We start from the raw sequence: 21499 nt of genomic DNA on the forward strand, positions 1-21499 counted from the left end.
CCGGTCGGCGGTCTCACCCTCTACTTGGCGGAAACCGGCTCAAGCGTTCGCGAGCCCCGGTGGTGCCGTCGCCGTCGCCGACGAGCAGGGCGGGGACAGGGTGCGAGGTTCATGGTGCGTCACCGGTCCTGGGACAGGGAGACGAGTTCCGCGAAGAGTCCTCCGGCGTTTGCCAGGTCGTCGTACGTGCCCTGTTCGATGACGCGGCCCTGGTCCATGACGAGGATGCGGTCGGCGAGCTTCGTGTTCTCGAGCTGGTGGGTGACGACGATCGTCATGCGCTCGGCGGCGATCCGCTTGATCTCCAGGAAGATGGCGTGCTCGCCGCGGGCGTCCATCTGCGAGGTCGGTTCATCGAGGATCAGGAGCGGGGTCTGCCTGTAGAGGGCGCGGCCGCACGCGAGGCGTTGCCACTGCCCGCCCGACAACTCGGCGCCGCCCCAGAGCTCTTTGGCCAGGAGGGTGTCGAGCTGCTGGGGCAGTTTCTCGATGGCCTCGCGCATGCCGACGGCGTCGACGACGTCCCACACCGGTCCGTCGCCGTCCGTCCGTGGCTGGCCGAGGGTGACGTTCTCGCGGGCCCGCAGGGGCCAGGCGGCGAAGTCCTGCGGGACGAGCGCGGTGCGTTTCCACACGGCGTCGGGGTCGGCCTGGGCGAGGTCGGTGTCGTCCCACAGGACGCGGCCCTTGTCGGCGAGCAGGACGCCGGTGATGAGTCTGGTCAGGGTCGACTTGCCCGAGCCGTTCTCGCCGACGACGGCAAGGATCTCGCCGCGCCGCAGCGTGAGCGATACGCCCGCGACGGCGGGTTCCTCCTTGCCCGGGTACTGGTAGACGACCTCGTCGAGGCGGATCCGGTCCACTCGTTCCGGGATGGCCAGGTCCCCGCGCCTGGGCGCGCGTTCACCCGCCATGTCGAGGAAGGACCGCATGTCGGCGAGGTAGAGCGAGGTGTGGAACATCGCGGCGCCGTGGATGACGAACTGGGAGAGCGCGGCCAGTGTGGTCTGGACGGCGACCACAGCGGTGGCCGCGACGGGCAGGGCGATGCGGCCGGTGGCGGCCAGCCAGGCGAGCGTTGCCCAGGTGCACAGCAGGAAGATGCCGCCCAGGGCGCTGGTGCCGAGGGTGATGCGCAGCATGCGCGGGGCAGCGGTCAGGGTGCGCTGGTCGATCCGGTCGGACAGGGCGCGGTACCAGTAGGTGAGGTAGCCGGTCATGCCGTTGGCGCGGACCTCGTCGCCGAAGCGGGAGTAGGTGGCCCACCAGCGCATCATGGAGCGCACATTGCGGTCGCCGAGGTTGAGGTAGTGGGTCTCGTAGTCGACGCGTGCCGACAGGACGGCTCCGGCGCCGGCCGGGAGGACGGCCAGCAGGAGCAGGGGCAGCAGCAGCGGGTGCAGCGTCGTGACGACCCCGCTCGCGGCGGTCATGCGGATGAGGGCGGACATGAACCGCTGGGCGTCCTGCACCATCAGCCGGGTCCGGGTGACGCCGATTTCGGCGGCCTCCTGCCGGTCGGCGAATCCGTCTTCGCCGTAGGCGCTCGACTCCACGCGGCACACGGCGGTGACGAGCGCGATGTCCGCTTCGGTCGTCAGCAGCGGGGTGATCCGTCCGTCGGCATACGAGGACAGGGCTCCGCTGATTCGGCCGATGGCCGCCGCCGTCGTCACGACGATCAGCGCGGGCAGCGCGGCGTGCAGGCGTTCGGACACGGTGCCGGTGCCGAGGATGTGGGTCATCGCCTGTGCGGTGAACGCGAGGACGAAGGCAGCCGCACCGCCTGTCAGCAACTGGCAGGCGAGGAGCAGCACGACGCCGGTCCTGTCGACGCTCCACGCCATCCGGGCCGTATGCCCGAGCACGGAGGGCAGACGTCGGCACATCGCGGCGAAACTGGCGTCTGCCAGCGGGTTCTTGCCGAACTTGCCCTCGAAGGTGATGGCGGCCGGGGGTGGAGGGGGTGGCGTCTTCGCGTTGTCCGTCGAGGCGTCAGTCACCGTCACCTGCATCGCTCCTCGGGTCGTGCCGCACCTGGTCGGCTCGGCGGTGCACGGCATAACGACGCAGCACGGGAATCGAACACGATCGATTCCGGACGCCTGCGCCCCCAGACACAGCAAGGGCGCGAACGGGTGGACGCGGTACTGAGGCCACCCCCGGACGGCTTGAGTTGGCCGAAACGCCGAGGTCTGAAACGGGAGTGACGGATGAGGTTCACGGCTTCCTGAGCCGGCTTCGCCGGAGCGGAGTCGTACGGCGGTGACGTACGTATGGGATCGCGCCGCGACGGGTGCACGCCGCGGCGCGATCAGGGCTCGGCGAGGGAGCCGGTGCGGGGTCAGAGCTTGAAGACGAGCTCCGCCTGGTCGCGCTTGGTGGTGTGCAGTTCCCAGTAGAGGGGGGAGATCTGCTCGGGCTCGGCCACCTCCAGGCCGGGGATGACGGAGACGCCGATCGACGCGTCGATGCCGACGTGGGCGGCCTGGATGCCGGTGCCGGCGTCGGCCAGCTCCTTGTGCAGGTTCATCGCCCAGTTGCGCAGGGCCGCGGCGGCGGCGTTGACGTTGGCGACCCTCGGGCCGGGCCAGATGGATCCGGCGCCGGTGGTGTAGAGCAGGGTGCCCGCGCCGGCCTCGCGCATCGCGGGCAGTACGGCCTGTGTGGCGGCGATGGCGCCGTACAGCTGGAAGTTCATGTCGTACTCCACGTGAGACGGCTCGGTCCCGGCCGGAGCGGTCAGCGGGGTGATGCCGAACGTGCCCACCGGGGAGTACTCCAGTACGTCGATCCCGCCGAACCGCGTGGCCGCGCCCTTGAGCGTCGAGGCCGTGGGAGCCGAAGGTGCGGGCGATGGCCAGGCCCAGCTGGGGGCCGGCTCCGACGATGGCGATGCTGGTCACGGCGAGTTCTTTCGTAGCGAAGGAAAACAGTCACGGGAATCGGATGGCAGATATTCCGATGAACGTCCTGTCGCCCGTGACCGCGCTGGTCTCCGCCGCGCTGCCCGCCGGTGTGGGCCTGCCGCAGGGCGAGCACCTGCCCGCCGCGGGACCGGTGGGGCTGCCGCTCGCGCTGGTCGCGGTCGTGCTACAGCGGATTGGCCCCGCTGACCATCGGCCGGGCGGTCTCCTCGGCCGTGACCCTGGCCGCGGCGGGTCTGATGCACCGCAGGCTGGGCAGCGAGCGGCCCGCGTACGCCGTGTCGGCAGCCGCGGGTGCGCTGGACTCCGTGGCGAACCTGCTGTTCCTGTCGGCCGCCCGCAGCGGGGACCTCTCCGTCGTCGCCGTGATCACCGCCCTCTACCCGGCCGGTACGGTCCTGCTCGCCCGGGGCGTGCTCGCCGAACGGATCCACCGCGGCCGGCTCGGCGGCCTCGGCACCGCCGCCGTCGCGGTCAGCCTCCTCGCCCTGACCTGAGCAGTCCCCGCACCTGTGCGCCACCGAACACCTCTGCACCACCGAACCAAGGCCCGCCCCGACGCGAGAAACGGAATCCCGCCATGCCCACTTTCCACCTCACCCCCGACGTCGCGGACGCCTTCCCCGACACCCTCATCGCCCTGGTCACCGCCACCGGCCTGCGCGGCCGCGAACCCTGGCCCCACACCGCCACCGCAGTGGAGGAACTGGAGCGGCAGCTCTCCGACGGCACCTGGCAGCCCGCCGACGAGACCGACCCGCGCATCGAGGCCTGGCACACCGCCTACCGCTCCTTCGGCACCAACCCCCGCCGCATCCGCCCCAGCGTCGATGCGCTCGGCCGCCGCCTCGCCAAGAAGGGAACCCTGCCGCGCATCAACCCGGCCGTCGACTCCTACAACGCCGTCTCCGTCCGCCACGGCCTGCCCGCCGGCGCCTTCGACCTGGCCCACGTCATCGGGGACATCGCCATCCGCTACGCGGACGGCACCGAGTCCTTCACCCCGCTCGGCGAACCCGACACCGTCGAGCACCCCAAGCCCGGCTAGATCATCTACGCGGACGCCACCGGCGTCCTGACGCGCCACTGGAACCACCGCGACGCCCACCGCACCCACGTCACCCAGGACTCCACCCACGTCGCCTTCGTCCTCGAAACCCTCCACGCCACCCGCGACGGCGACCTCCTCAAGGTCGCGGCGGAGGAGTTGCAGGGCCTGCTCGCCCCGCACGCCGCGCAGACCGCCGCTCACTACCTCAGCCCGGCCGGGCCCCGGGCCACCGCCTGAGACCCGGCCGCGTGAAAGGCTGCCCATGTACCTCCCCAAGCACTTCGTCCCCGACGAGGCCGCGGTCCGTGACCTGCTGGCCAACCACGGCGCGTCCGACCTGATCACCATGACCCCCGAGGGCTTCGTGGCCACTCCGCTGCCTTTCGACTACGACGCGGACGCCGGCGAACACGGCGCCCTCATCGGCCACCTGGCGCGCGGCAACGACCAGTGGCGCCGGCCCGTGCAGGGCGAGGCCATGGTGATCGTCCGCGGACCCGAGGCGTACGTGACGCCGTCGTGGTATCCGGCCAAGGAGGAGCACCACCGCGTGGTGCCGACCTGGAACCACATCACCGCGCACGTGTACGGGCAGTTGGTCGTGCACGACGACCCGGCCTGGACCGAGAGCCGGATACGCCGCCTGACCGACCGGCACGAAGCCGGGCACGCCGAACCCTGGTCCGTCGACCATGCCCCGGCGAAGTTCGTCGAGCGGCAACTGCGCGCCATCGTCGGCGTCGAGGTGGTCATCAGCCGTGTCGAGGCCAAGTTCAAGCTCAGCCAGAACCAACCGCAGAGCAACATCGAGGGCGTCGTCGCGGGGCTCGAAGCGCGCGACCGGCCCGACGACGCGGCCGTCGCGGCAGCGGTACGCGCCCACACCCCGCACACCGACGGGGTCGGTCGTCGAGAGCGCTGAGGCGGGACCGGACCCTCAGTCGGCGTCTGTGCCCGAGAGTCGCCTGGTGACGAGGCCGAGTGCGTGGGCCAGTTGTTCGCGGTGATCGTTCAGCACCCCGGGGGTGATGCCCCGGCCGGCCGTCTCACGGGCGAACTCGTCGGCTGCGACCTTGAGTACGGCGTTCATGGTGGCGGCCTGCACGCGCACCTCGAACGTCTCGGGGGGCATGCCCATGCGTTCGGCGAGCACCTCGGTGAACGTCTCTTCCGCGCGCTCCCGGAGCACGAGGTAGGCGGCGCGCAGCGCGGGTTCGTCATGGGTCATCCGGACCACGGCGAGAACCGCCTCGACGTCCTCGCCGGATGTCGAGGCGAGGACGGGCCGGTAGGCCGCGCGCAGGTGCTCGATCAGGCCGGCTTCGGGCGGCCAGGTGTGCAGGACCGTCCGGAAGGCGTCGAGCATCTTCGTGAGCAGCGGCTCGACGCAGCTCTCCTTGGTGGGGAAGTAGCGCCACAGCGTGCGTTCGGAGACCCCGGCGGCCCGCGCGATCTGCTCGCCGGAGGTGGCGGCCACACCCTGCTCGGCGAACAGCCGGACCGCGCGGCGGGAGATGTCGAGGCGTTGCCGCCCGCGTTGCTCGTCGCTCACCGGCGGCCGGCCCCGGCGGGGTGTACGACCGCTGTCCACCATGAAGTCCTCCATCTGGCGATCTAAACACGCGCGCGACATGGGACGACTGTCCGAAACTTTAATGACAGTTACTGCCAATAAACTGCTACGGTCAGAGCGGCTCGAAGATCGCATGCGGAGATCACAGGAGGAGCGCCATGAGCGTTACCGCCGAGCGACAGCAACTGCCCTTCCCGAGGCCGAACGTTCTCGACCTCGCGCCTCTCTACGACGTACTGCGCCGCGAGGCGCCGGTCACGCCGGTCACCACACCGGCCGGTGACCCCGCCTGGCTGGTCACACGCTTCGAGGAGGTGCGCGACCTGCTCGGCGACAAGCGACTCGGCCGCTCCCATCCCGAGCCGGAACGGGCCTCACGCCTGACGTCCGCCGCGGTCATGGACGGCCCCACGGGCAACTACGACACCGAGGAGGCCGACCACACGCGGATGCGGCGGCTGCTGACCCCCGCGTTCTCGGCCAAGCGGATGCGGATGCTCTCCGACCACGTCCAGCGCCTGGTCGACACGTGCGTCGACCGGCTGATCACCGAGCACACCGCCGCCCCCGACCGGGTCGTCGACCTCCAGGCCGGGCTGGCCTTCCCGCTGCCGGTCGCCGTCATCTGCCGACTGCTCGGGGTGCCCGAGAGCGACCGTGAGCGCTTCGCCTCGCTGTCGGAGCGCATGTCCGACTACACCATCGGCGACGCAGCCCACCAGGCACGGGACGAGTTCAACGAGTACATGACCGGTCTCGCCGAGACCAAGCGCGGGCGGCCGGGCGAGGACGTGATCTCCGACCTCGTCCATGCTCAGAGCACCGACGAGGACTACGACTACGCCGACATGATCCAGCTCTGCGTCGGGCTGCTGTTCGCCGGCCACGAGACCACGGTCAACCGCATCGGCCTGGGCACGCTCTTCCTGCTCACGCGTCTCGACCAGTGGCAGGCGCTGACCGCCGATCCAGACGGCCGGGTCAACGCCACCGTCGAGGAGATCATGCGCCTGGGCGCGCCCGGCGATCTCGGGCTGCTGCGGTACGCGCACACCGACGTCGACGTCGCCGGTGTCACCATCCGGCGCGGCGATGCCGTGATCCTGTCGGTCAACTCCGCCAACCGCGACTCCTCGGTCTACACCGACGCCGAGACCTTCGACCCCGACCGCCCCGAACGCACCCACCTCGGTTTCGGCCACGGCGTGCACTTCTGCATCGGCGCGAGCCTGGCCCGGGTGGAGTTGCGCATCGTGTTCGCCACGCTGGCCCGCCGCCTGCCCGGGCTGCGGCTCGCCAAGGAGCTGGACGAGCTGGAGGTGCGCACCACCCTCACCGGTGGCGTCACGGAGCTGCCCGTGACGTGGTGAACCCCCGAGGTGACCGGCTGTCAGTGCGACTCACGGGTCACCTCGGATCCGCTGGAGCCGACGAGGAAGTCGAGGTCGGCTCCGGTGTCGGCCTGGAGGACGTGGTCGACGTAGAGGCGTTCCCAGCCCCGCCGGGGCGCGGCGAAGCCGGTGACGGTGGCCTTGTCGGGTGCCCTGCGGGCGAGTTCGCCGTCCGGCACGTCGACGTCGATACGGCGGGCCTCGACGTCGAGGGTGATGAAGTCCCCGGTCCGTACGAGGGCGAGAGGGCCGCCGGCTGCGGCCTCGGGCGCCACGTGCAGGACGACCGTGCCGTACGCGGTGCCGCTCATCCGGCCGTCGCAGACCCGGACCATGTCCCGGACGCCCTGGGCGAGGAGCTTCTTGGGCAGGGGCATGTTGGCGACCTCGGGCATGCCCGGGTAGCCCTTGGGTCCGCAACCGCGCAGGACGAGGACGGAGTCGGCGTCGACGTCGAGCCCTGGGTCGTCGATACGGGCGTGGAAGTCCTCGACGCTGTCGAAGACGACGGCCCGGCCCCGGTGCCGGAGCAGGTGCGGAGAGGCAGCGGCCGGACGATCGGGCTGCTGGTGGCGATGTTCCTGCGGGCGTCCGGTGCCGAGGCGCATCTCATGGGCACGACCGAGAGCTCCCTCGCCTTCGCCCGCTCCCTGGGCTTCGAGCACGTGTGGACGGAGGACTCCGTGCCGGACGTGCCCTTCGACGCGGTCGTCGACGCCTCGAACGCCGCCCGGCTGCCGGATCTGGCCCTGGAGCTGGTCGAACCCGCGGGCCGTCTCGTGTACATCGGGCTGGCCGGCGAGCCGAGCAGGATCGACACCCGCGCACTCGTCCTCAAGGACGTGACCGCGACAGGTGTCCTCTCAGCCTCCCCCGGCCTCGACGCCGCCATCCGGGCGTACGCCGCCGGATCGGTCGATCCCAGGCCGCTGGTCGCCGCCACCGTGGGCCTGGACGAGGTGGGCCCCGTCCTCGCCGGCGAGCGCCCGGCCGGCTCCGGGCCCGGCCCCAAGATCCATGTCGAACCCTGAGGGGCCGTCGCCGGGTCACCCGTCGGGTCACCGACTGGCGGCTCGTGCCGTGGCGGAAGGTGTGCGCAGGGCCAGGAGGGCGACGTCGTCCTCGTTGTCGGCGGGGCGGACGCGGCGCAGCAGGTGGTCGGTGAAGGAGGACAGGGGGCGGTGGGCGAGGGCGGCGGCGTGCCGGCGCAGCCGGTTCAGGCCCTCGTCGAGGCTGTGGCCGGGTGCTTCGATCAGACCGTCGGTGTACAGCACGAGGGTGGACCCGGGCGGGAGCAGGATCGTGGCGTCGGGGCGCGGGGTGCCGGCACTGGTGCCCAGCAGGATGCCGTGGCCGTCGGTGAGGTAGCGCGCCAGGCCGTCGCGGCTGATCAGCAGGGGCGGCGGGTGGCCCGCGTTGGTCCAGGACAGCTGCCACTGGCCGTCGTCGTCCGCCGCCTCGATCCGGGCGAAGATCATCGTGGCCATGTCGACGTCCGTGATGTGCTGGAGCGCTTCGTCGAGCCGTGTGACGATCCGGCTGGGCGGTTCGTGCTGGGACCAGGCGTAGGCACGGAGCATGTTGCGCACCTGCGCCATGCCGGCCGCCGCCTCGAGGTCGTGCCCGACGACGTCCCCGATGGCCAGGGCGGTCGATCCGTCGGACATGGGGAAGGCGTCGTACCAGTCGCCGCCGACCTGTGAGGCGTCGGGTGCGGGCAGGTAGCGGACGGTCATCTGGAGACCCGGAACTCCCGGCATCTGGGGCAGCAGATGGTTCTGCATGGTCTCGGCGACCTTGCGCTGGCGCTGGTACAGGCGGGCGTTGTCCAGGGCGAGGCCGGCGCGGCGTGCGATGTCCTCGACCAGCGGGAGATCGGCGGCAGTGAAGGCGACCGGGTCCTCGGCCCGGCCCAGGGTCAAGGCCCCGAGGACCGCGCGGGTGCTGCGGATGGGCGCGATGGCCGCCGAGTGCATCCCCGTGGCGTCGAACAGCCGGCTCTGCTCGACCGCGAGGCCGGAATCCGGTTCGCGCTGGTAGGTGTCGGGTCCGGCCACCGTGGAGGCCACGCCGCGCAGGGCTCTGGACAGGGGCATCGGGGACGCCTCCGGGACGGGCGGCATCGGGCCCTGAAGGTCGTCCCGGCGCACCAGGGTGCCGCCGTCGGCGTGGACGACCGCGGTACGCCAGACCTCGTCGTGCTCGGTGATCAGATCGATGATCACCCAGTCCGCCAGCCGGGGCACGACCAGGCTCACCAGGCGTTCCAGCGCTTCGTCGACGTCGAGCGTGGAGGTCAGCCGCGTGGTGGCGTCGGCCAGCAGGGCCAGCCGTTCCAGCTCGGGCAGCGGCCTGCCCGTCGGTTCCGGCCGCGGGCCACTTTCCGGCGCGGGTTCGACGGTGTGGAAGAGCACGAGCGTGCCGGCCCCCTCGTCGCCGATGTCGTACGGAGTGACCAGCCAGGCGATGGGCAGCAGGGAACCGTCTCCGCGTGCGAAGTAGTCCACCTCGGCCTGGGCGGTCCGCCCGGCGTGGAAGGCCTGCCGCATGCGGCAGGCTGTCCTGGGCAGCGGCTGCCCTTGGGCGTCCCGGTGCAGCAGGTCGTGCGCGTCATGACCGAGCAGGTCCTCGGTGGACCGGGCCAGTGCGTTCCGGGCAGGGGTGTTGGCCGCGAGGATGCGGCCCTCCTCGTCGACGACGTAGGCCCCGGTTCCGATGGCGTCCAGCCTTCGGGTCAGCGAGGTGTCGAGTACGGCCACGGACCGCTGCGCGGCGGTCTCCGTATGCTCCGGCCCTGCCATGTCGTCGCCTCCTCGCTGATCGGCCGCCCGTGCCGGCTGTCGGCCCGTCCGCCGTGGGATGCCCTTCGGTGTGCATCCCCGTGTGCCCCGTGGCGTCGGAACCAGCCCCCGCGTGGCTGCTGCCGCTGGGAGCGGTTTTGCTGAGAACGCCCGGAGACTGCCCTGGTATGCGTGGTCCACGCCCGGGTAAACGCAGGACGACAGAGCCACCCCGGTAGGGGCGAACACAACGAAAGAGCATCCGTATGGTCCTCCCGCTTGGGAAGCAGGCGGCAGATCGACCGGGCGCGGACGAGCACGCCACGCTGCGTTTTGGCACGGCGTGGGCCGATGGCGCGGCAAGCGCCGTCGACGCGCGCCTGGCACTGCGCGCCTTCCTCGCCCGCGGCCCGCACACCGCCCCCGCCCCCGCCCTCGCCCCGATTCCGGCCTCTCTGGCCGTGGACGCCGAACTCGTCGTCAGCGAACTGGTCACCAACGCCATCCGGCATGCTCCCGGGCCCTGCGAGCTGATCCTGCGACTGTTCCGCGGACAGCTGGCCATCACCGTGTGGGACACCTCGGCGGAGCAGCCCACGGTGCGCAAGGGTGACCGGTTCCGTGTCGGCGGCCACGGACTGCGCCTGGTGCACACGGTCAGCGACCGGGTCGCCGTGGCACCCCGCCCCACGGGGAAGCAGATCACGGCCTACCTGCGGCTGGCCTCGCACGACCACGCGGGCGCCGGTGCCGGTGCCGGTGCCGGGAGGACCGTGCTGGCCGTCGGCTGACGTCGGTCCCCCGGACGCGGCCAGCGATCTCAGTACTCGGTGAGCGCGCCGCGGAATCAGTTCTGCCGGGCGTGCATGGGGCTGTTGGCGACATCCTCCGGACACTTCCCGTGCCGCTGCCGCGACCGTCGGTCGCGCCTCCAGTCGGACGTCGCGAGGGCCAGGGAGGCCAGCATGCCGATGAGGGCGGCGCCCAGGGCGGTGGCGAGGGCGCCGCGGTAGTCGTCGCCGCTGCCGAGCACCAGGTAGAAGAGGCCGGGCAGGGCGGCGGTGCCCACCGCGGCGCCGAGCCGCTGCCCGGTCTGCAGGGCGCCGCCCGCCGCGCCCGCCATGTGCACGGGCACGTCGCGCAGCGTCATGGTGATGTTGGGTGAGATCACGCAGCCGCTGCCGACGCCGCCGAGGAACAGCACCGGGGCGGCGATCCAGGGCGCGATGTCGAGGGGCGCGAAGCGGAGCAGCAGCGCGGTGCCGCCCAGCCCGGCGATCACGGCCGTGAGGCCGCCCACGGTGAGCATGCGGCCGAGCCGGTCCACCAGTCGGCCGGCGACCGCGGCCGCGCAGGCCGAGCCGAGGGCGAAGGGCGTCACGGCGAGGCCGGACCGGAGCGGGGAGAAGCCCAGGCCGTCCTGGTAGAAGAGTGCGAAGACCAGCCAGACGCCGCTGAAACCGATGAAGTAGAGCGTGCCGACGCCGGCGCCGACGGCGTAGCCGCGCACGGTGGTGAACAGGCGCGGATCGAGCAGCGGCTGGGTGTCCCGCTCGACGAGGCGACGCTGCCACCGGGTGAAGCCGAAGAGGATCGCGGCACCGGCGAAGAACATCCACCACAGCCCGCCGAAGCCGCCGGAGCCCGCCTGGACCAGCGGATACATCAGCGCGAGGACGCCGAGGCCGAGGAGCACGACGCCGGGCAGGTCCACGTGCTGCCGGCCGGACCGCCGGGTGCGGGGCAGCAGGCGGCGGCCGAGGAGGATGGCGAAGATGCCGATGGGCACGTTGACGTAGAAGATCCACCGCCATCCCTGGTCGCCGGAGGCCAGGGCGAGGATCATACCGCCGGCGAGAGGGCCGACGGCGGACGATATGCCGACGGTGGCGCCGAAGAAGCCGAAGGCACGCCCGCGTTCGGCACCGCGGAACATCTGCTGGATGAGCGCGGAGTTCTGGGGAGCCATGAAGCCGGCCGCCAGGCCCTGGGCGAGGCGGGCCACCACGAGCAGCGTGATGCTGGGGGCCGCCCCGCAGGCCGCGCTGAAGATCACGAAGCCGCTGAGGGCCAGCAGGAAGATGCGGCGCCGGTCCAGCGCGTCTCCGAGGCGGCCGGCGGTGACGAGTGCTAGAGCGAAGGCGAGGGCGTATCCGGACACCACCCACTGCACCTGCGTGGGAGAGGCGTCCAGGCCGCTCTGGACGGAGGGCAGGGCGACCGCCACGATCGAGACGTCCAGCAGGCTCATGAAGCCGGCCACCAGGGTGACCCACAGGGCCCGCCACCGATGCGGATCCGGCTCGTATCCGGCCTCCTGCGCGCCCTGGTCCCGGTCGCCCGCCGCTGACGCTGTCACATGGGCTCCTCTCACCGGGTGGGCACCGGCGAACCAAGTTCCCCTCCGGGGCACGGACACACCACAGCCGGCAGGCAGCGCGGCTCTCACCGCAAGCACCCGACCGTCACCCTCCGTATCCACCAGGGCACCGCTCGAAGGGGTTTGTTTGAGCGCGCGAGATCTGTACAGGCGTGGTGGTCGGGATAGATGACCGGCGAAAGGAACGACGTAATGGCGGCGCCCGACAACGACGAGTCGGTGAATCCGGCAGCCGTGAGACGACACCGGGTGCTGTTCCGGGCGATCGAGAAACGACGCCACCCGAAGCTGCGCCGCAGCGACATCACCGTGACCGACGAGGCGGCGGTCAAGCGCGCCACGAAGGCCGCCGCCCTCGGCAACGCGATGGAGTGGTACGACTTCGGCATCTACAGCTATCTGGCCTCGACCATCGGGAAGGTGTTCTTCCCCTCGGGGAACGACACCGCCCAACTCCTCAGCTCCTTCGCGACGTTCGCGGTGGCCTTCCTGGTGCGGCCCCTCGGCGGAATGGTGTTCGGGCCGCTCGGCGACAAGGTCGGCCGCAAGCGCATCCTCTCCCTCACCATGATCATGATGGCGGTGGGGACCTTCGCCATCGGCGTCGTCCCCTCGCACGCCGTCATCGGTCTCTGGGCCCCGGCCCTGCTGATCTTCTTCCGGCTGGTGCAGGGCTTTTCGACCGGCGGGGAGTACGGGGGCGCCTCGACATTCATCGCGGAGTACGCGCCCGACAAGCGGCGCGGCTTCTTCGGCAGCTTCCTGGAGCTGGGCACGCTCGCCGGCTACGTCGGGGCCTCAGGCCTCGTCGTCCTCCTCCAGACCCTCCTCAGCGACGACCAGATGTTGGCGTGGGGCTGGCGCATCCCCTTCCTGGCCGCGGCCCCGCTCGGCCTCATCGGCCTCTACCTGCGGCTGAAGCTGGACGAGACGCCCGCCTTCCAGAAGCTGGAGGGCGGCCAGGTCAAGGCGAGCGAGGCCGCCGAGGCCGTGGAGACCTCGGCCGCCGCCGACCTCGGCAAGATCTTCACCCGGTACTGGCGGCCGCTGCTGCTGTGCCTCGCGCTGGTCGCGGCGTACAACATCACGGACTACATGCTGCTCTCGTACATGCCGACGTACCTGTCCGACGAACTGGGCTACGAGACCAACCACGGGCTGCTGATCCTGCTGCTCGTGATGGTGCTTCAGATGTGCGTCATCAACCAGGTCGGGCGGTTGTCGGACCGCTTCGGGCGCAGGCCGCTGCTGATGGCGGGGATGCTCGGGTTCCTCTTCCTGTCCGTGCCGTCCTTCCTGCTCATCCGGCAGGGCAGTGTCGTCCTGATCGCCCTGGGGCTGCTGCTGTTGGGGCTCTCCCTGGTGACGATGCTCGGCACGATGTCGGCGGCGCTCCCGGCGATCTTTCCCACCCACGTGCGGTACGGCTCCCTCTCGGTCGCCTACAACCTGGCCACGTCGGTCTTCGGCGGTACGACTCCCCTGGTGATCACCGCCCTGATCAGCACCTTCGACTCGACCCTCATGCCGGCCTACTACTCCACGGGTGCCGCGGTCATCGGCGTCATCGCCGTCCTGTGCATGAAGGAGACCGCCAACAAGCCCCTGGCCGGCTCCCCACCGTCCGTCGAGACGCAGGCCGAGGCCGCGGAGATCGTCGAGGCACAGGCCCCGCGGCCCAGGTTCTGACGCTCCGTTGGCAGGACTGAGGTCCTTCGCCTCGAAAGCCCGGGGCAGCGGCGGCGGTTCGAACCGTACCGCCGCTGCCCCGGGGCGCAGCCCTGCTGTCGGTGCCGATGCCCGGGACTAGGAACTGCGACCCGTCGTGGAGGCGAAGCCCAGCCAGGTGTGCCGGTTGTTCCACCAGCACCAGCCGACCTTCGGGGCGTTGCGGCGCTCGCGGCCGTCGCGCCCGGTGCCGTTGCTGATCCAGATCGCCGGGGTGCGGGCATCCATGCTGCCGTTGGGCTTGCGCAGCCGGGACCCGATGGTCATGAAGCAGCGGTTGCGTTCCAGCACCGCCGGCTCCTGCAGCACCCAGTGGATGCCCTCGGTGAGCAGCAGCGGCGTGCGGTCCTCCTTGGTGAGGACGGGCAGTGCCTCGTCCGGGCTCCAGTTGGCCATGTGGTCACCGCGGTCGACGCCGGTGACGACGTAGAGCGGGGTGTCGGGCAGTTCGACGGCGGTGGGTCTGAACTCGTCGACGTCGGGCATGTCGAGGACGACGAAGCCCGGTTTGCCGTCGCGGCGCAGCAGCGTCGCGAGGGCGGAGGCGGGGGCTCTGTCCGGGTGCACGGCCAGCAGGGCGCCCTCGCCGTCGGCCTCGGCGGCGAACGTACGGATCTCGTCGGCGGACAGCCCGGCGATCTCGTGCACCCCCAGTTCGATCAGCCGCTCGGCCTGCGCGCTCAGGGCCGGGAGTGCGGGGAGGACGGTAGACGTGTCGGGCGTGGCGTCGGGCACGATGCTCCCATGGTCGGTGGTGTGGACGAACTCATGTGCAACGAGCCGGTCTGCCGGGGCGTTCCCGCGACGGATCACTTCTCCAGGAAAGCGAGCAGCGCCGCGTTGACCTCCTCCGCGTGGGTCCAGAGCAGTCCGTGCGGGGCACCCTCGATCTCGACGTAGTCGGCGGCCGGGAGAGCCTTGTGGAACGGCCTGGCGGTGCCTTCAACAGGGAGGATGCGGTCGCCCGTGCCGTGCAGGATCAGGGCCGGTACGTCGATCGCCGGGATGTCGGCCCTGAAGTCGGTGTACCAGGTCGACGGCGCGGCGGCCGCCGCGAAGGAGCCGCCGCCCGCGGCGACGTTCCAGCTGTTGCGGACGGCCTCCTCGCTGATACGGCTGCCGAGGTTCTCGTCGAGGTTGTAGAAGTCCTTGTAGAAGTGGGTGTAGTACGCGTAGCGGTCGGCCTTGACGGCCGCGACGATCCCGTCGAAGAACTCCTTCGGGGCGACCCCCTGCGGGTTGTCGTCGGACTTGAGCAGGCAGGGCTCCAGCGAGGCGAGGAAGGCGACCTTGGCGATCCGGCCGGAGCCGTACCTGGACACGTACCGGGCGACCTCGCCGGTGCCCATCGAGAACCCGACGAGGACGGCGTCCCGCAGGTCGAGGGTCTCCATCACGGTGTTCAGGTCGGCGGCGAAGGTGTCGTAGTCGTAGCCGGTCGTCGGCTGGGCGGACTGTCCGAAGCCGCGCCGGTCGTAGGTGATCACGCGGTAGCCGGCGTCGAGCAGCACGGCGGTCTGCCGCTCCCAGGAGTGGCCGTCGAGCGGAAACCCGTGGATGAGGACGACCGGCTGACCGGATCCGTGGTCCTCGTAGTACAGGTCTATGGCGGTGGAGTTCTCCTGGCCCACGGTGATGTACGGCATGCGCTGCTTCCTCGTTTCCGGGTGGCTGGTGAGGGACCTGGCAACGTTAGGCCCGGAGCCGTGCGGCCGGTTGCCGGTGAGCGCACCGGTTCTTGACCGGGAGCGCACAGGAGCATTCGTCCGGAGATCGATATCCGGTCGCACCGACGTGACCTGCGTGACACCATCGCCGCATGGAAGGGTTTTTGACGTCTGATCAGATCGAGGCCCGCACGTCCCGCGCTCTCGCCGCGGCCGTCGCCGCGGGTCGCGATCTGGGGCTCACGGTGACCGACGCGAGGGTGCTCTACGACGTGTTCTCCGTCGTGGTGCACCTCGCTCCGTCGCCCGTGGTGGTGCGGGTGCCGACGGTCCTGCCGTCGTACTCCGGCCCCGAGTCCCGGGCGGCGCAGCAGCGGCTGGAGCTCGATGTGGCGGGGTGGCTCGCGGAGCAGGGGCATCCGGTGATTCCGCCGAGTCCGCTCGTGCCGCGGGAGCCCGTGCAGCGGGACGGTTTCTCGATGACGTTCTGGCAGTTCGTCGAGCTGGACCAGAGCGTCGAGCCCGATTACGTGCACAACGCCGGCCTGGTCGCCGACCTGCATGCCGCGCTGCGCTCGTACCCGGGTGAGCTGCCGTTCCTGTCGGCGGCCGAACCACGGTTCGTCTCCGAGGGACTTGCCGCGCTCGAAGGGCGGCCCGATCTCCTGGACCCGGCCGACCTCGACCGCGCGCGGCGCGAGTGGGACATCCTGGAACCCGTCATCAGCTCACGCGCGGGGTTCGAGGCGGCGTTCCCCGGCATCGAGTTCCAGCCGGTCCACGGTGACTCCCCCGCGGCCAACATCGTCTCCGCCAAGGACGGCGAGCTGTACTCCGACTTCGAACTGGCCACGTTCGGACCGGTCGAGTGGGACCTGGCGGCTCTCGGCCCCGAATGCGAGGCCGCCTACAACGCGGCCGCCGGGCGGCGGGGTCTGCGGCGGCTGGACGAGGGTGTGCTGCGTGTCGTCAACGCCGTGGGCATGTCCCGCGCGGTGGCGTGCCTCGCACTCGCCCCGCAACTGCCCATGCTCGTGGATGCGTTGAAACCGGCCGTGGAGCAGTGGCGGACGATGCCGTTGGCCGGTGGTCTGGGCGGCTGAGCGAGAGGCGGCGGCTCTGCTCACTCGGGCAGGGGCCGGTCGTCGACGACGTGTTTCATGACGAGGGTGGAGTTCAGGCGCTGGACGCCGGGCAGCCGGGCGAGCTGCTGGTCGTAGAGCCGCTGGAAGGCGGCCAGATCGGTGGTGGCGACGCGCAGGAGGTAGTCGGGGTCGCCGAACAGGCGCTGGGCCTGGAGCACATGCGGGACCTCGGCCACACCTTTCTCGAACGCGGAGACGGTGTCGGCGTCCTCCCAACGCAGGGTGACGAAGACGAGCGCCTCGAAATTGAGCCCCACGGCGGCCGGGTCCACGACCGCCCGGTAGCCGCGGATCGCGCCCTCGCGTTCGAGGTCGCGCAGGCGGCGGTGGCAGGGCGAGACGCTCAGTTTCACGCGGGCGGCCAGCTCGGTGACCGTGAGACGGCCGTCCAGCTGTAGCTCGGTAAGAATTTTCCGGTCCAGGGCATCCATGGAGAAGATTCTGCCCCAGATGGCACGATCAAGGAGTAAAGAAGGGAACACTTTCGGGCAGATCCGACCTAGCCTTCCTCTCGCGACAAGGCACGTGAGAGGGAAACGATCGATGGACACGACGACGCTGGCGGCATTCCTGACAGTGGATCTGCTGCTGGTGTTCACCCCCGGCGCGGACTGGGCCTATGCGATCACGGCGGGCGTCAAGGGCCGCTCGGTCGTCCCCGCGGTCGCCGGGCTGGTAGCCGGATACGCCGGATACACCCTGCTCGCGGTCGCGGGCCTGGTCGTGATCGTGGCGAACTCGGCGACCCTGCTCACCGCGCTGACCCTGGCCGGGGCCGGCTACCTGGTGTGGCTCGGCTGTGGCGTGCTGAGGCAGCCTGCCGTCCTGACGGCCACCGGGGACGAGGCGGACTCCTCCCGCTTGCGGATCATGCTCAGGGGAGCCGGGATCAGCGGCCTGAACCCGAAGGCGCTGCTGCTGTACTTCTCGCTGTTCCCGCAGTTCATCGACCCCGCGGGCGGCTGGCCGGTCGCCACGCAGACCGGCCTGCTCGGCACGCTGCACATGACCGCCTGCGCCGTCGTCTACCTCGCCGTCGGAGTCCTGGCCGGCACCGTCCTGAAGACCAGGCCCTCGGCAGCCCGGGCGGTCACGCGCGTCTCCGGAGCGCTGATGATCGCCATTGGCGGGTTCCTGCTGGTGGAACGCCTGGCCGGGTGACGATGCGTGATCGGCGTCGGGCGCACGCCGGTACGCGAGGCGCTCAAGCGGCGGCGGCACGGCTCGCCCGCGCTCACGTCGAGGGCTTGGAACGGGCGATCCGCGCCGCCAGCTGAGAACACGACCACCCGGCCGGGGCCGTGACCGGAAGCCGGAAGCCGGAAGCCGGAAGCCGGAAAGGGGTACCCGACGGCCCTCCCTGAGATGATGAACGAGGAAGCGGCAGGGGGGTCGATCCGGAGGCACCGTGCAGGGACGCGTACCGGAGGACCTGGCGGTCGTCGTCGATGCCCGTGGGCTGATCACGGTGTGGAGCGACGGCGCTCGACGGCTGCTCGGATACGAACCCGACGAGATCGTGGGCCGGGCCGCCACGCGCCTGCTCGCCGCCGACCTGCCCGGTTCCACACGACGCCACGTCGCCGACGGGCGGCGCTGGGCCAGTGAGATGGCGCTACGGCACCGGGACGGCGACCGTGTCGTGGTCCGGCTGCAAGGCACGCCAATGCTGGACGCGGACCGCGGACGGCTCTGGCTCGTCACCGGCACCGCACTGGCGCACACGTCCAGGCGCGCCGGGCACGGAGCCCTGACCCTGTGGGACCTCGCGCTCGCACAGCTCCCCGTGCCGGTGGCGGTCTACGACCGTGAGGCCCGGCTGGTGGCCGCCAACGAGATCATGACGCAGATGATGGGCAGGTCCGAGGAGGAGATGAAGGGCCTGACGCTCTGGGAGATCGAGCCCAGACGGCCTTTCGACGAGTACGACCGCCTTCAGCGTGAGGTCCTGCGCACCGGCGAGATGATCTTCCACGAGGAGCACGGCCAGGCCCCGGGCGAGACCCGGCCGCGTGCCTGGTCGATGTTCATGTCGCCGCTGAAGGACGAGACCGGTGCGGTCCAGGGCATGTCCGCGACCGTGTTCGACACCACGGAGCAGTACTGGGCCCGCCGCCGGCTGGCGGTCCTCAACGACGCCGGCCTGCGGATCGGGAGCACCCTGGACGTGACCCGGACGGCCGAGGAGCTGGCCGAGGTGGCCGTGAGCGGGTTCGCGGACTTCGTCACCGTGGACCTGCTGGAGTCCGTCGCCCTGGGCGACGAGCCGGAACCGGTGCCGCCGGACGTGCCGGTCACCGTGCGGCGCACCGCGCAGCGGTCGGTGCTGGAGGGCTGCCCGGAGTCGGTGGTCGCCTCGGGCGACGCCACGTTCTACCCCGTGGACACGCTGCCGGTGCGGACGCTGGTCGCCGGCCGGGGCTCGCGGCACCGGCCGGGAGATCCGGGGCTGCGGGAGTGGATCAGGTCCTCCCCTGCCCGCGCGGAGTCGGTGGCCAGGCACATGATCCACTCGGTGATGATGGTGCCGCTGCGCGCCCGGGGCGTGACCCTGGGGCTGGTGCACTTCCTGCGGCATCGGACGCCGGAGGCGTTCAGCGAGGACGATCTGCTGCTCGCGGAGGAGATCGTGGCCAGGGCGGCGGTGAGCGTGGACAACGCCCGCCGCTACACCCGGGAACGCCGGACGGCGCTGGCACTTCAGCGCAGCCTCCTGCCCGACCGGCCGCCGGACCTGGCGGCGATGCAGGTCGCCTACCGCTATCTGCCGGCCGGTTCCGGAGCGGACATCGGGGGCGACTGGTTCGACGTGATCCCGCTGTCCGGCACCCGGGTCGCCCTGGTCGTGGGCGACGTGGTGGGACACGGCATCCAGGCCTCGGCCACGATGGGCCGGCTGCGGACCGCCGTGCGGACGCTCGCGGATGTCGATCTCGCCCCCGACGAGCTGCTCACTCAGCTGGACGACCTGGTCATCCGGATCGACCGCGAAGAGGGCCCGGAGGCGCGCGGGCGGGCGGCGGAGGCGTCGGGGCAGGTCGGCGCCACCTGCCTGTACGCCGTCTACGACCCGGTGTCCCGCCGCTGCACGATGGCCCGGGCCGGGCATCCGCCGCCCGCCCTGGTCACGCCCGACGGCGCCGTACGGTTCCTGGATCTGCCGGCCGGGCCGCCGCTGGGTGTGGGCGGCCTGCCGTTCGAAGCCGTCGAGATGCGGCTGGAGGAGAACAGCCTGCTCGCCCTCTACACGGACGGGCTGATCAACGCCGCCGATCACGACATGGAGGCCGGGCTCTCCCTTCTCCGCGAGGCGCTCGGCAACCCTGCCGGGGAGCTGGAGGAGACCTGTGAGCAGGTGCTGCGCACGGTGCTGACCGGCCGTCCCGCCGACGACATCGTGCTGATGCTGGCCAGAACCGCCGCGCTCGACGCCGGGAAGGTGCGCACCTGGCAGCTGCCGCCCGACCCCGCGGCCGTGGCCCGGGCCCGCAAGACGGCGGGCGAGCAACTGGCCGCCTGGGGACTGGCGGAAGCGGAGTTCACCACGGAACTCATCGTCAGTGAGCTGGTCACCAACGCGCTGCGGTACGGCGGCGCACCCATCGAACTGCGGCTGATCCGCGACTCGGCCCTCATCTACGAGGTGTCCGACGGCAGCAGCACCGCACCCCACCTGCGCCGGGCCCGCGTGTTCGACGAGGGCGGACGAGGACTGCTGCTCGTCGCCCAGCTCTCCGAACGCTGGGGCAGCCGCCAGACCCCCACCGGCAAGACCATCTGGGCGGAAATGCCGCTGCCCACGGAGCCATCCTTCTGACCAGCGGCTAACGCGTGTCGACGATGCCGCCGGTCACCGCGATGACCTCGCCGACGGTGTAGCTGGAGTCCGCGTCCGAGGCGAGGTAGACGTACGTCGGTGCGATCTCCTCCGGCTGGGCCGCGCGTTCGAGCGGGGCCTCGCTGCCGATGTGGGCGAGCCCGTCCGGCGGCATGTGCGGGTCGGCCTCGTTGAGCGGCGTCCAGGTCGGTCCCGGCGCGACCACGTTCGCGCGTACGCCGCGCTTGGCCAGGTGCACGGCGACGGACTTGGTCAGGGTGATCAGCGCGGCCTTGGACGCCGCGTAGTCGATCATCGTCGTGCTGCCCTTGAGGGCCTCTTCGGTCGCGGTGGCGATGACGGCGTCGCCGGGCTCCAGGTGGGGCAGCGCCGCCATGAGCAGATGGAAGTACGCGTAGACGTTCGTCTTGAACGTCAGGTCGAAGTCCTCGGCGGTCAACTGGTCGAGTTCGAGCTTGCTGTTCAGGTACGCCGCGTTGCTCACCAGGATGTTCAGCCCGCCGAGCTCCGCCGCCGTCCGCTCGACGGCCTCGCGGCAGAACTCCGGGTCGGTGAGGTCGCCGGGCAGGAGCAGGCAGCGCCGGCCCTGCTCCTCCACCTCGCGGCGCACCCGCTCCGCGTCCACCCGCTCCTCGGGCAGATGGACGATGGCGACGTCGGCGCCCTCCCGCGCGTACAGCAGCGCCACCGCCCGTCCGATACCCGAGTCGCCGCCGGTGATCAGGGCGGACTTGCCCTCCAGCTTCCCGCTGGCCCGGTAGCGGCTCGCCCGGTAGCGCGGCGAGGTGCGCATGTCGGCCTCGAGGCCGGGCCGCTGCTGCTTGTCGGAGTCGTAGGGCGGGTCGGGCTCGGACACGACCTGCGGTGCGGACCGTTCCTGCTCGGGCTGCACGGGCTTTCCTTTCGCCGGTGTCGTCCACGGCGCGGCCGTTCGCCCGGGCCACGCCGTTCCTTCCCCCGCACGGGGTGCCCACAACGGCGGCAGGCATGTTCCCCGTCGTCCCACCCGAGCGCCGCGC

Annotated in this window: 16 protein-coding genes and 4 pseudogenes; 10 read left to right on the plus strand and 10 right to left on the minus strand. The window is 71.2% G+C overall.

All coding sequences use genetic code 11. The annotated features are described in order from the left end of the window. Nucleotides 1-119: 119 nt before the first annotated feature. Nucleotides 120-2015 (minus strand): ATP-binding cassette domain-containing protein, encoded by a 1896-nt coding sequence (locus ACZ6TU_RS26260; protein WP_469551457.1) that lies wholly within the window; start codon nucleotides 2013-2015, stop codon nucleotides 120-122. A 329-nt stretch (nucleotides 2016-2344) separates the two neighbouring features. Beyond that, the gene (locus ACZ6TU_RS26265; RefSeq protein ID WP_469551459.1) at nucleotides 2345-2770 is read right to left on the minus strand and encodes a Rossmann-fold NAD(P)-binding domain-containing protein; all 426 of its coding nucleotides are present in this window, start codon (nucleotides 2768-2770) and stop codon (nucleotides 2345-2347) included. A gap of 101 nt (nucleotides 2771-2871) precedes the next feature. Here ACZ6TU_RS26265 and ACZ6TU_RS26270 point away from each other — a divergent pair. From ACZ6TU_RS26270 to ACZ6TU_RS26280, 3 genes and pseudogenes are all read left to right on the plus strand, one after another. After that, nucleotides 2872-3424 (plus strand): annotated as a pseudogene (locus ACZ6TU_RS26270) (EamA family transporter); the annotation flags it as partial. An 83-nt stretch (nucleotides 3425-3507) separates the two neighbouring features. Continuing rightward, a pseudogene (locus tag ACZ6TU_RS26275) lies at nucleotides 3508-4215 on the plus strand (B3/B4 domain-containing protein). A gap of 25 nt (nucleotides 4216-4240) precedes the next feature. After that, nucleotides 4241-4900, plus strand: coding sequence for an FMN-binding negative transcriptional regulator (locus tag ACZ6TU_RS26280; protein WP_469551463.1), 660 nt, complete (start codon nucleotides 4241-4243; stop codon nucleotides 4898-4900). Nucleotides 4901-4915: 15 nt separating this feature from the next. Here ACZ6TU_RS26280 and ACZ6TU_RS26285 read toward each other — a convergent pair whose 3' ends face one another. Further along, the gene (locus ACZ6TU_RS26285) at nucleotides 4916-5572 is read right to left on the minus strand and encodes a TetR/AcrR family transcriptional regulator (protein ID WP_467675987.1); all 657 of its coding nucleotides are present in this window, start codon (nucleotides 5570-5572) and stop codon (nucleotides 4916-4918) included. A gap of 137 nt (nucleotides 5573-5709) precedes the next feature. Between ACZ6TU_RS26285 and ACZ6TU_RS26290 the strand changes: the two genes are divergently transcribed. Next, a complete protein-coding gene (locus ACZ6TU_RS26290; RefSeq protein ID WP_469551466.1) occupies nucleotides 5710-6921 on the plus strand; it encodes a cytochrome P450 in 1212 nt (403 codons plus the stop codon). 20 nt (nucleotides 6922-6941) lie between these two features. On the opposite strand, the pseudogene ACZ6TU_RS26295 reads toward ACZ6TU_RS26290, so the two are convergent. After that, nucleotides 6942-7499, minus strand: a pseudogene (locus ACZ6TU_RS26295) (dihydroxy-acid dehydratase); the annotation flags it as partial. On the opposite strand from ACZ6TU_RS26295, the pseudogene ACZ6TU_RS26300 reads away from it, so the two are divergent. Further along, nucleotides 7485-7973 (plus strand): annotated as a pseudogene (locus ACZ6TU_RS26300) (zinc-binding dehydrogenase); the annotation flags it as partial. The pseudogenes ACZ6TU_RS26295 and ACZ6TU_RS26300 overlap by 15 nt on opposite strands. Nucleotides 7974-8000: 27 nt before the next feature. Here ACZ6TU_RS26300 and ACZ6TU_RS26305 read toward each other — a convergent pair. Continuing rightward, nucleotides 8001-9743, minus strand: coding sequence for a PP2C family protein-serine/threonine phosphatase (locus ACZ6TU_RS26305; RefSeq protein ID WP_467675993.1), 1743 nt, complete (start codon nucleotides 9741-9743; stop codon nucleotides 8001-8003). Between the two features lie 245 nt (nucleotides 9744-9988). Between ACZ6TU_RS26305 and ACZ6TU_RS26310 the strand changes: the two genes are divergently transcribed. Then, nucleotides 9989-10513 carry an ATP-binding protein gene (locus ACZ6TU_RS26310; RefSeq protein ID WP_469551470.1) on the plus strand — a complete coding sequence of 175 codons (525 nt, stop codon included), beginning with the start codon at nucleotides 9989-9991 and terminating at the stop codon, nucleotides 10511-10513. Nucleotides 10514-10569: 56 nt separating this feature from the next. Here the strand turns inward: ACZ6TU_RS26310 and ACZ6TU_RS26315 are convergent, their stop codons facing one another. Further along, nucleotides 10570-12081 (minus strand): MFS transporter, encoded by a 1512-nt coding sequence (locus ACZ6TU_RS26315; RefSeq protein WP_467675996.1) that lies wholly within the window; start codon nucleotides 12079-12081, stop codon nucleotides 10570-10572. A gap of 213 nt (nucleotides 12082-12294) precedes the next feature. Here ACZ6TU_RS26315 and proP point away from each other — a divergent pair, with 213 nt between their 5' ends. Next, nucleotides 12295-13791: a glycine betaine/L-proline transporter ProP gene (gene proP / locus ACZ6TU_RS26320; RefSeq protein WP_467675998.1), complete on the plus strand. Its 1497-nt coding sequence runs from the start codon at nucleotides 12295-12297 to the stop codon at nucleotides 13789-13791. Between the two features lie 117 nt (nucleotides 13792-13908). Here the strand turns inward: proP and ACZ6TU_RS26325 are convergent, their stop codons facing one another. Continuing rightward, nucleotides 13909-14565 carry a DUF5701 family protein gene (locus tag ACZ6TU_RS26325; RefSeq protein WP_469551474.1) on the minus strand — a complete coding sequence of 219 codons (657 nt, stop codon included), beginning with the start codon at nucleotides 14563-14565 and terminating at the stop codon, nucleotides 13909-13911. Nucleotides 14566-14639: 74 nt separating this feature from the next. Further along, nucleotides 14640-15476: an alpha/beta fold hydrolase gene (locus tag ACZ6TU_RS26330; RefSeq protein WP_467676001.1), complete on the minus strand. Its 837-nt coding sequence runs from the start codon at nucleotides 15474-15476 to the stop codon at nucleotides 14640-14642. A gap of 173 nt (nucleotides 15477-15649) precedes the next feature. Here ACZ6TU_RS26330 and ACZ6TU_RS26335 point away from each other — a divergent pair, with 173 nt between their 5' ends. Next, nucleotides 15650-16600, plus strand: a complete 951-nt coding sequence (locus ACZ6TU_RS26335; RefSeq protein WP_467676003.1) for a phosphotransferase — start codon at nucleotides 15650-15652, stop codon at nucleotides 16598-16600. 20 nt (nucleotides 16601-16620) lie between these two features. Here the strand turns inward: ACZ6TU_RS26335 and ACZ6TU_RS26340 are convergent, their stop codons facing one another. Next, nucleotides 16621-17073: an Lrp/AsnC family transcriptional regulator gene (locus tag ACZ6TU_RS26340; RefSeq protein WP_469551477.1), complete on the minus strand. Its 453-nt coding sequence runs from the start codon at nucleotides 17071-17073 to the stop codon at nucleotides 16621-16623. Between the two features lie 112 nt (nucleotides 17074-17185). On the opposite strand from ACZ6TU_RS26340, the gene ACZ6TU_RS26345 reads away from it, so the two are divergent. Together ACZ6TU_RS26345 and ACZ6TU_RS26350 are read left to right on the plus strand one after the other, a co-directional pair. After that, nucleotides 17186-17803 carry a LysE family translocator gene (locus ACZ6TU_RS26345; protein ID WP_469551481.1) on the plus strand — a complete coding sequence of 206 codons (618 nt, stop codon included), beginning with the start codon at nucleotides 17186-17188 and terminating at the stop codon, nucleotides 17801-17803. A gap of 247 nt (nucleotides 17804-18050) precedes the next feature. Beyond that, complete coding sequence (locus tag ACZ6TU_RS26350) at nucleotides 18051-20459, plus strand: SpoIIE family protein phosphatase (protein WP_469551484.1); 2409 nt, start codon at nucleotides 18051-18053, stop codon at nucleotides 20457-20459. A 7-nt stretch (nucleotides 20460-20466) separates the two neighbouring features. Here ACZ6TU_RS26350 and ACZ6TU_RS26355 read toward each other — a convergent pair whose 3' ends face one another. Next, nucleotides 20467-21372 carry an SDR family oxidoreductase gene (locus ACZ6TU_RS26355; protein WP_467676009.1) on the minus strand — a complete coding sequence of 302 codons (906 nt, stop codon included), beginning with the start codon at nucleotides 21370-21372 and terminating at the stop codon, nucleotides 20467-20469. Between the last annotated feature and the right edge of the window lie 127 nt (nucleotides 21373-21499).

This window comes from Streptomyces sp. NPDC052064 (genome assembly GCF_055585925.1).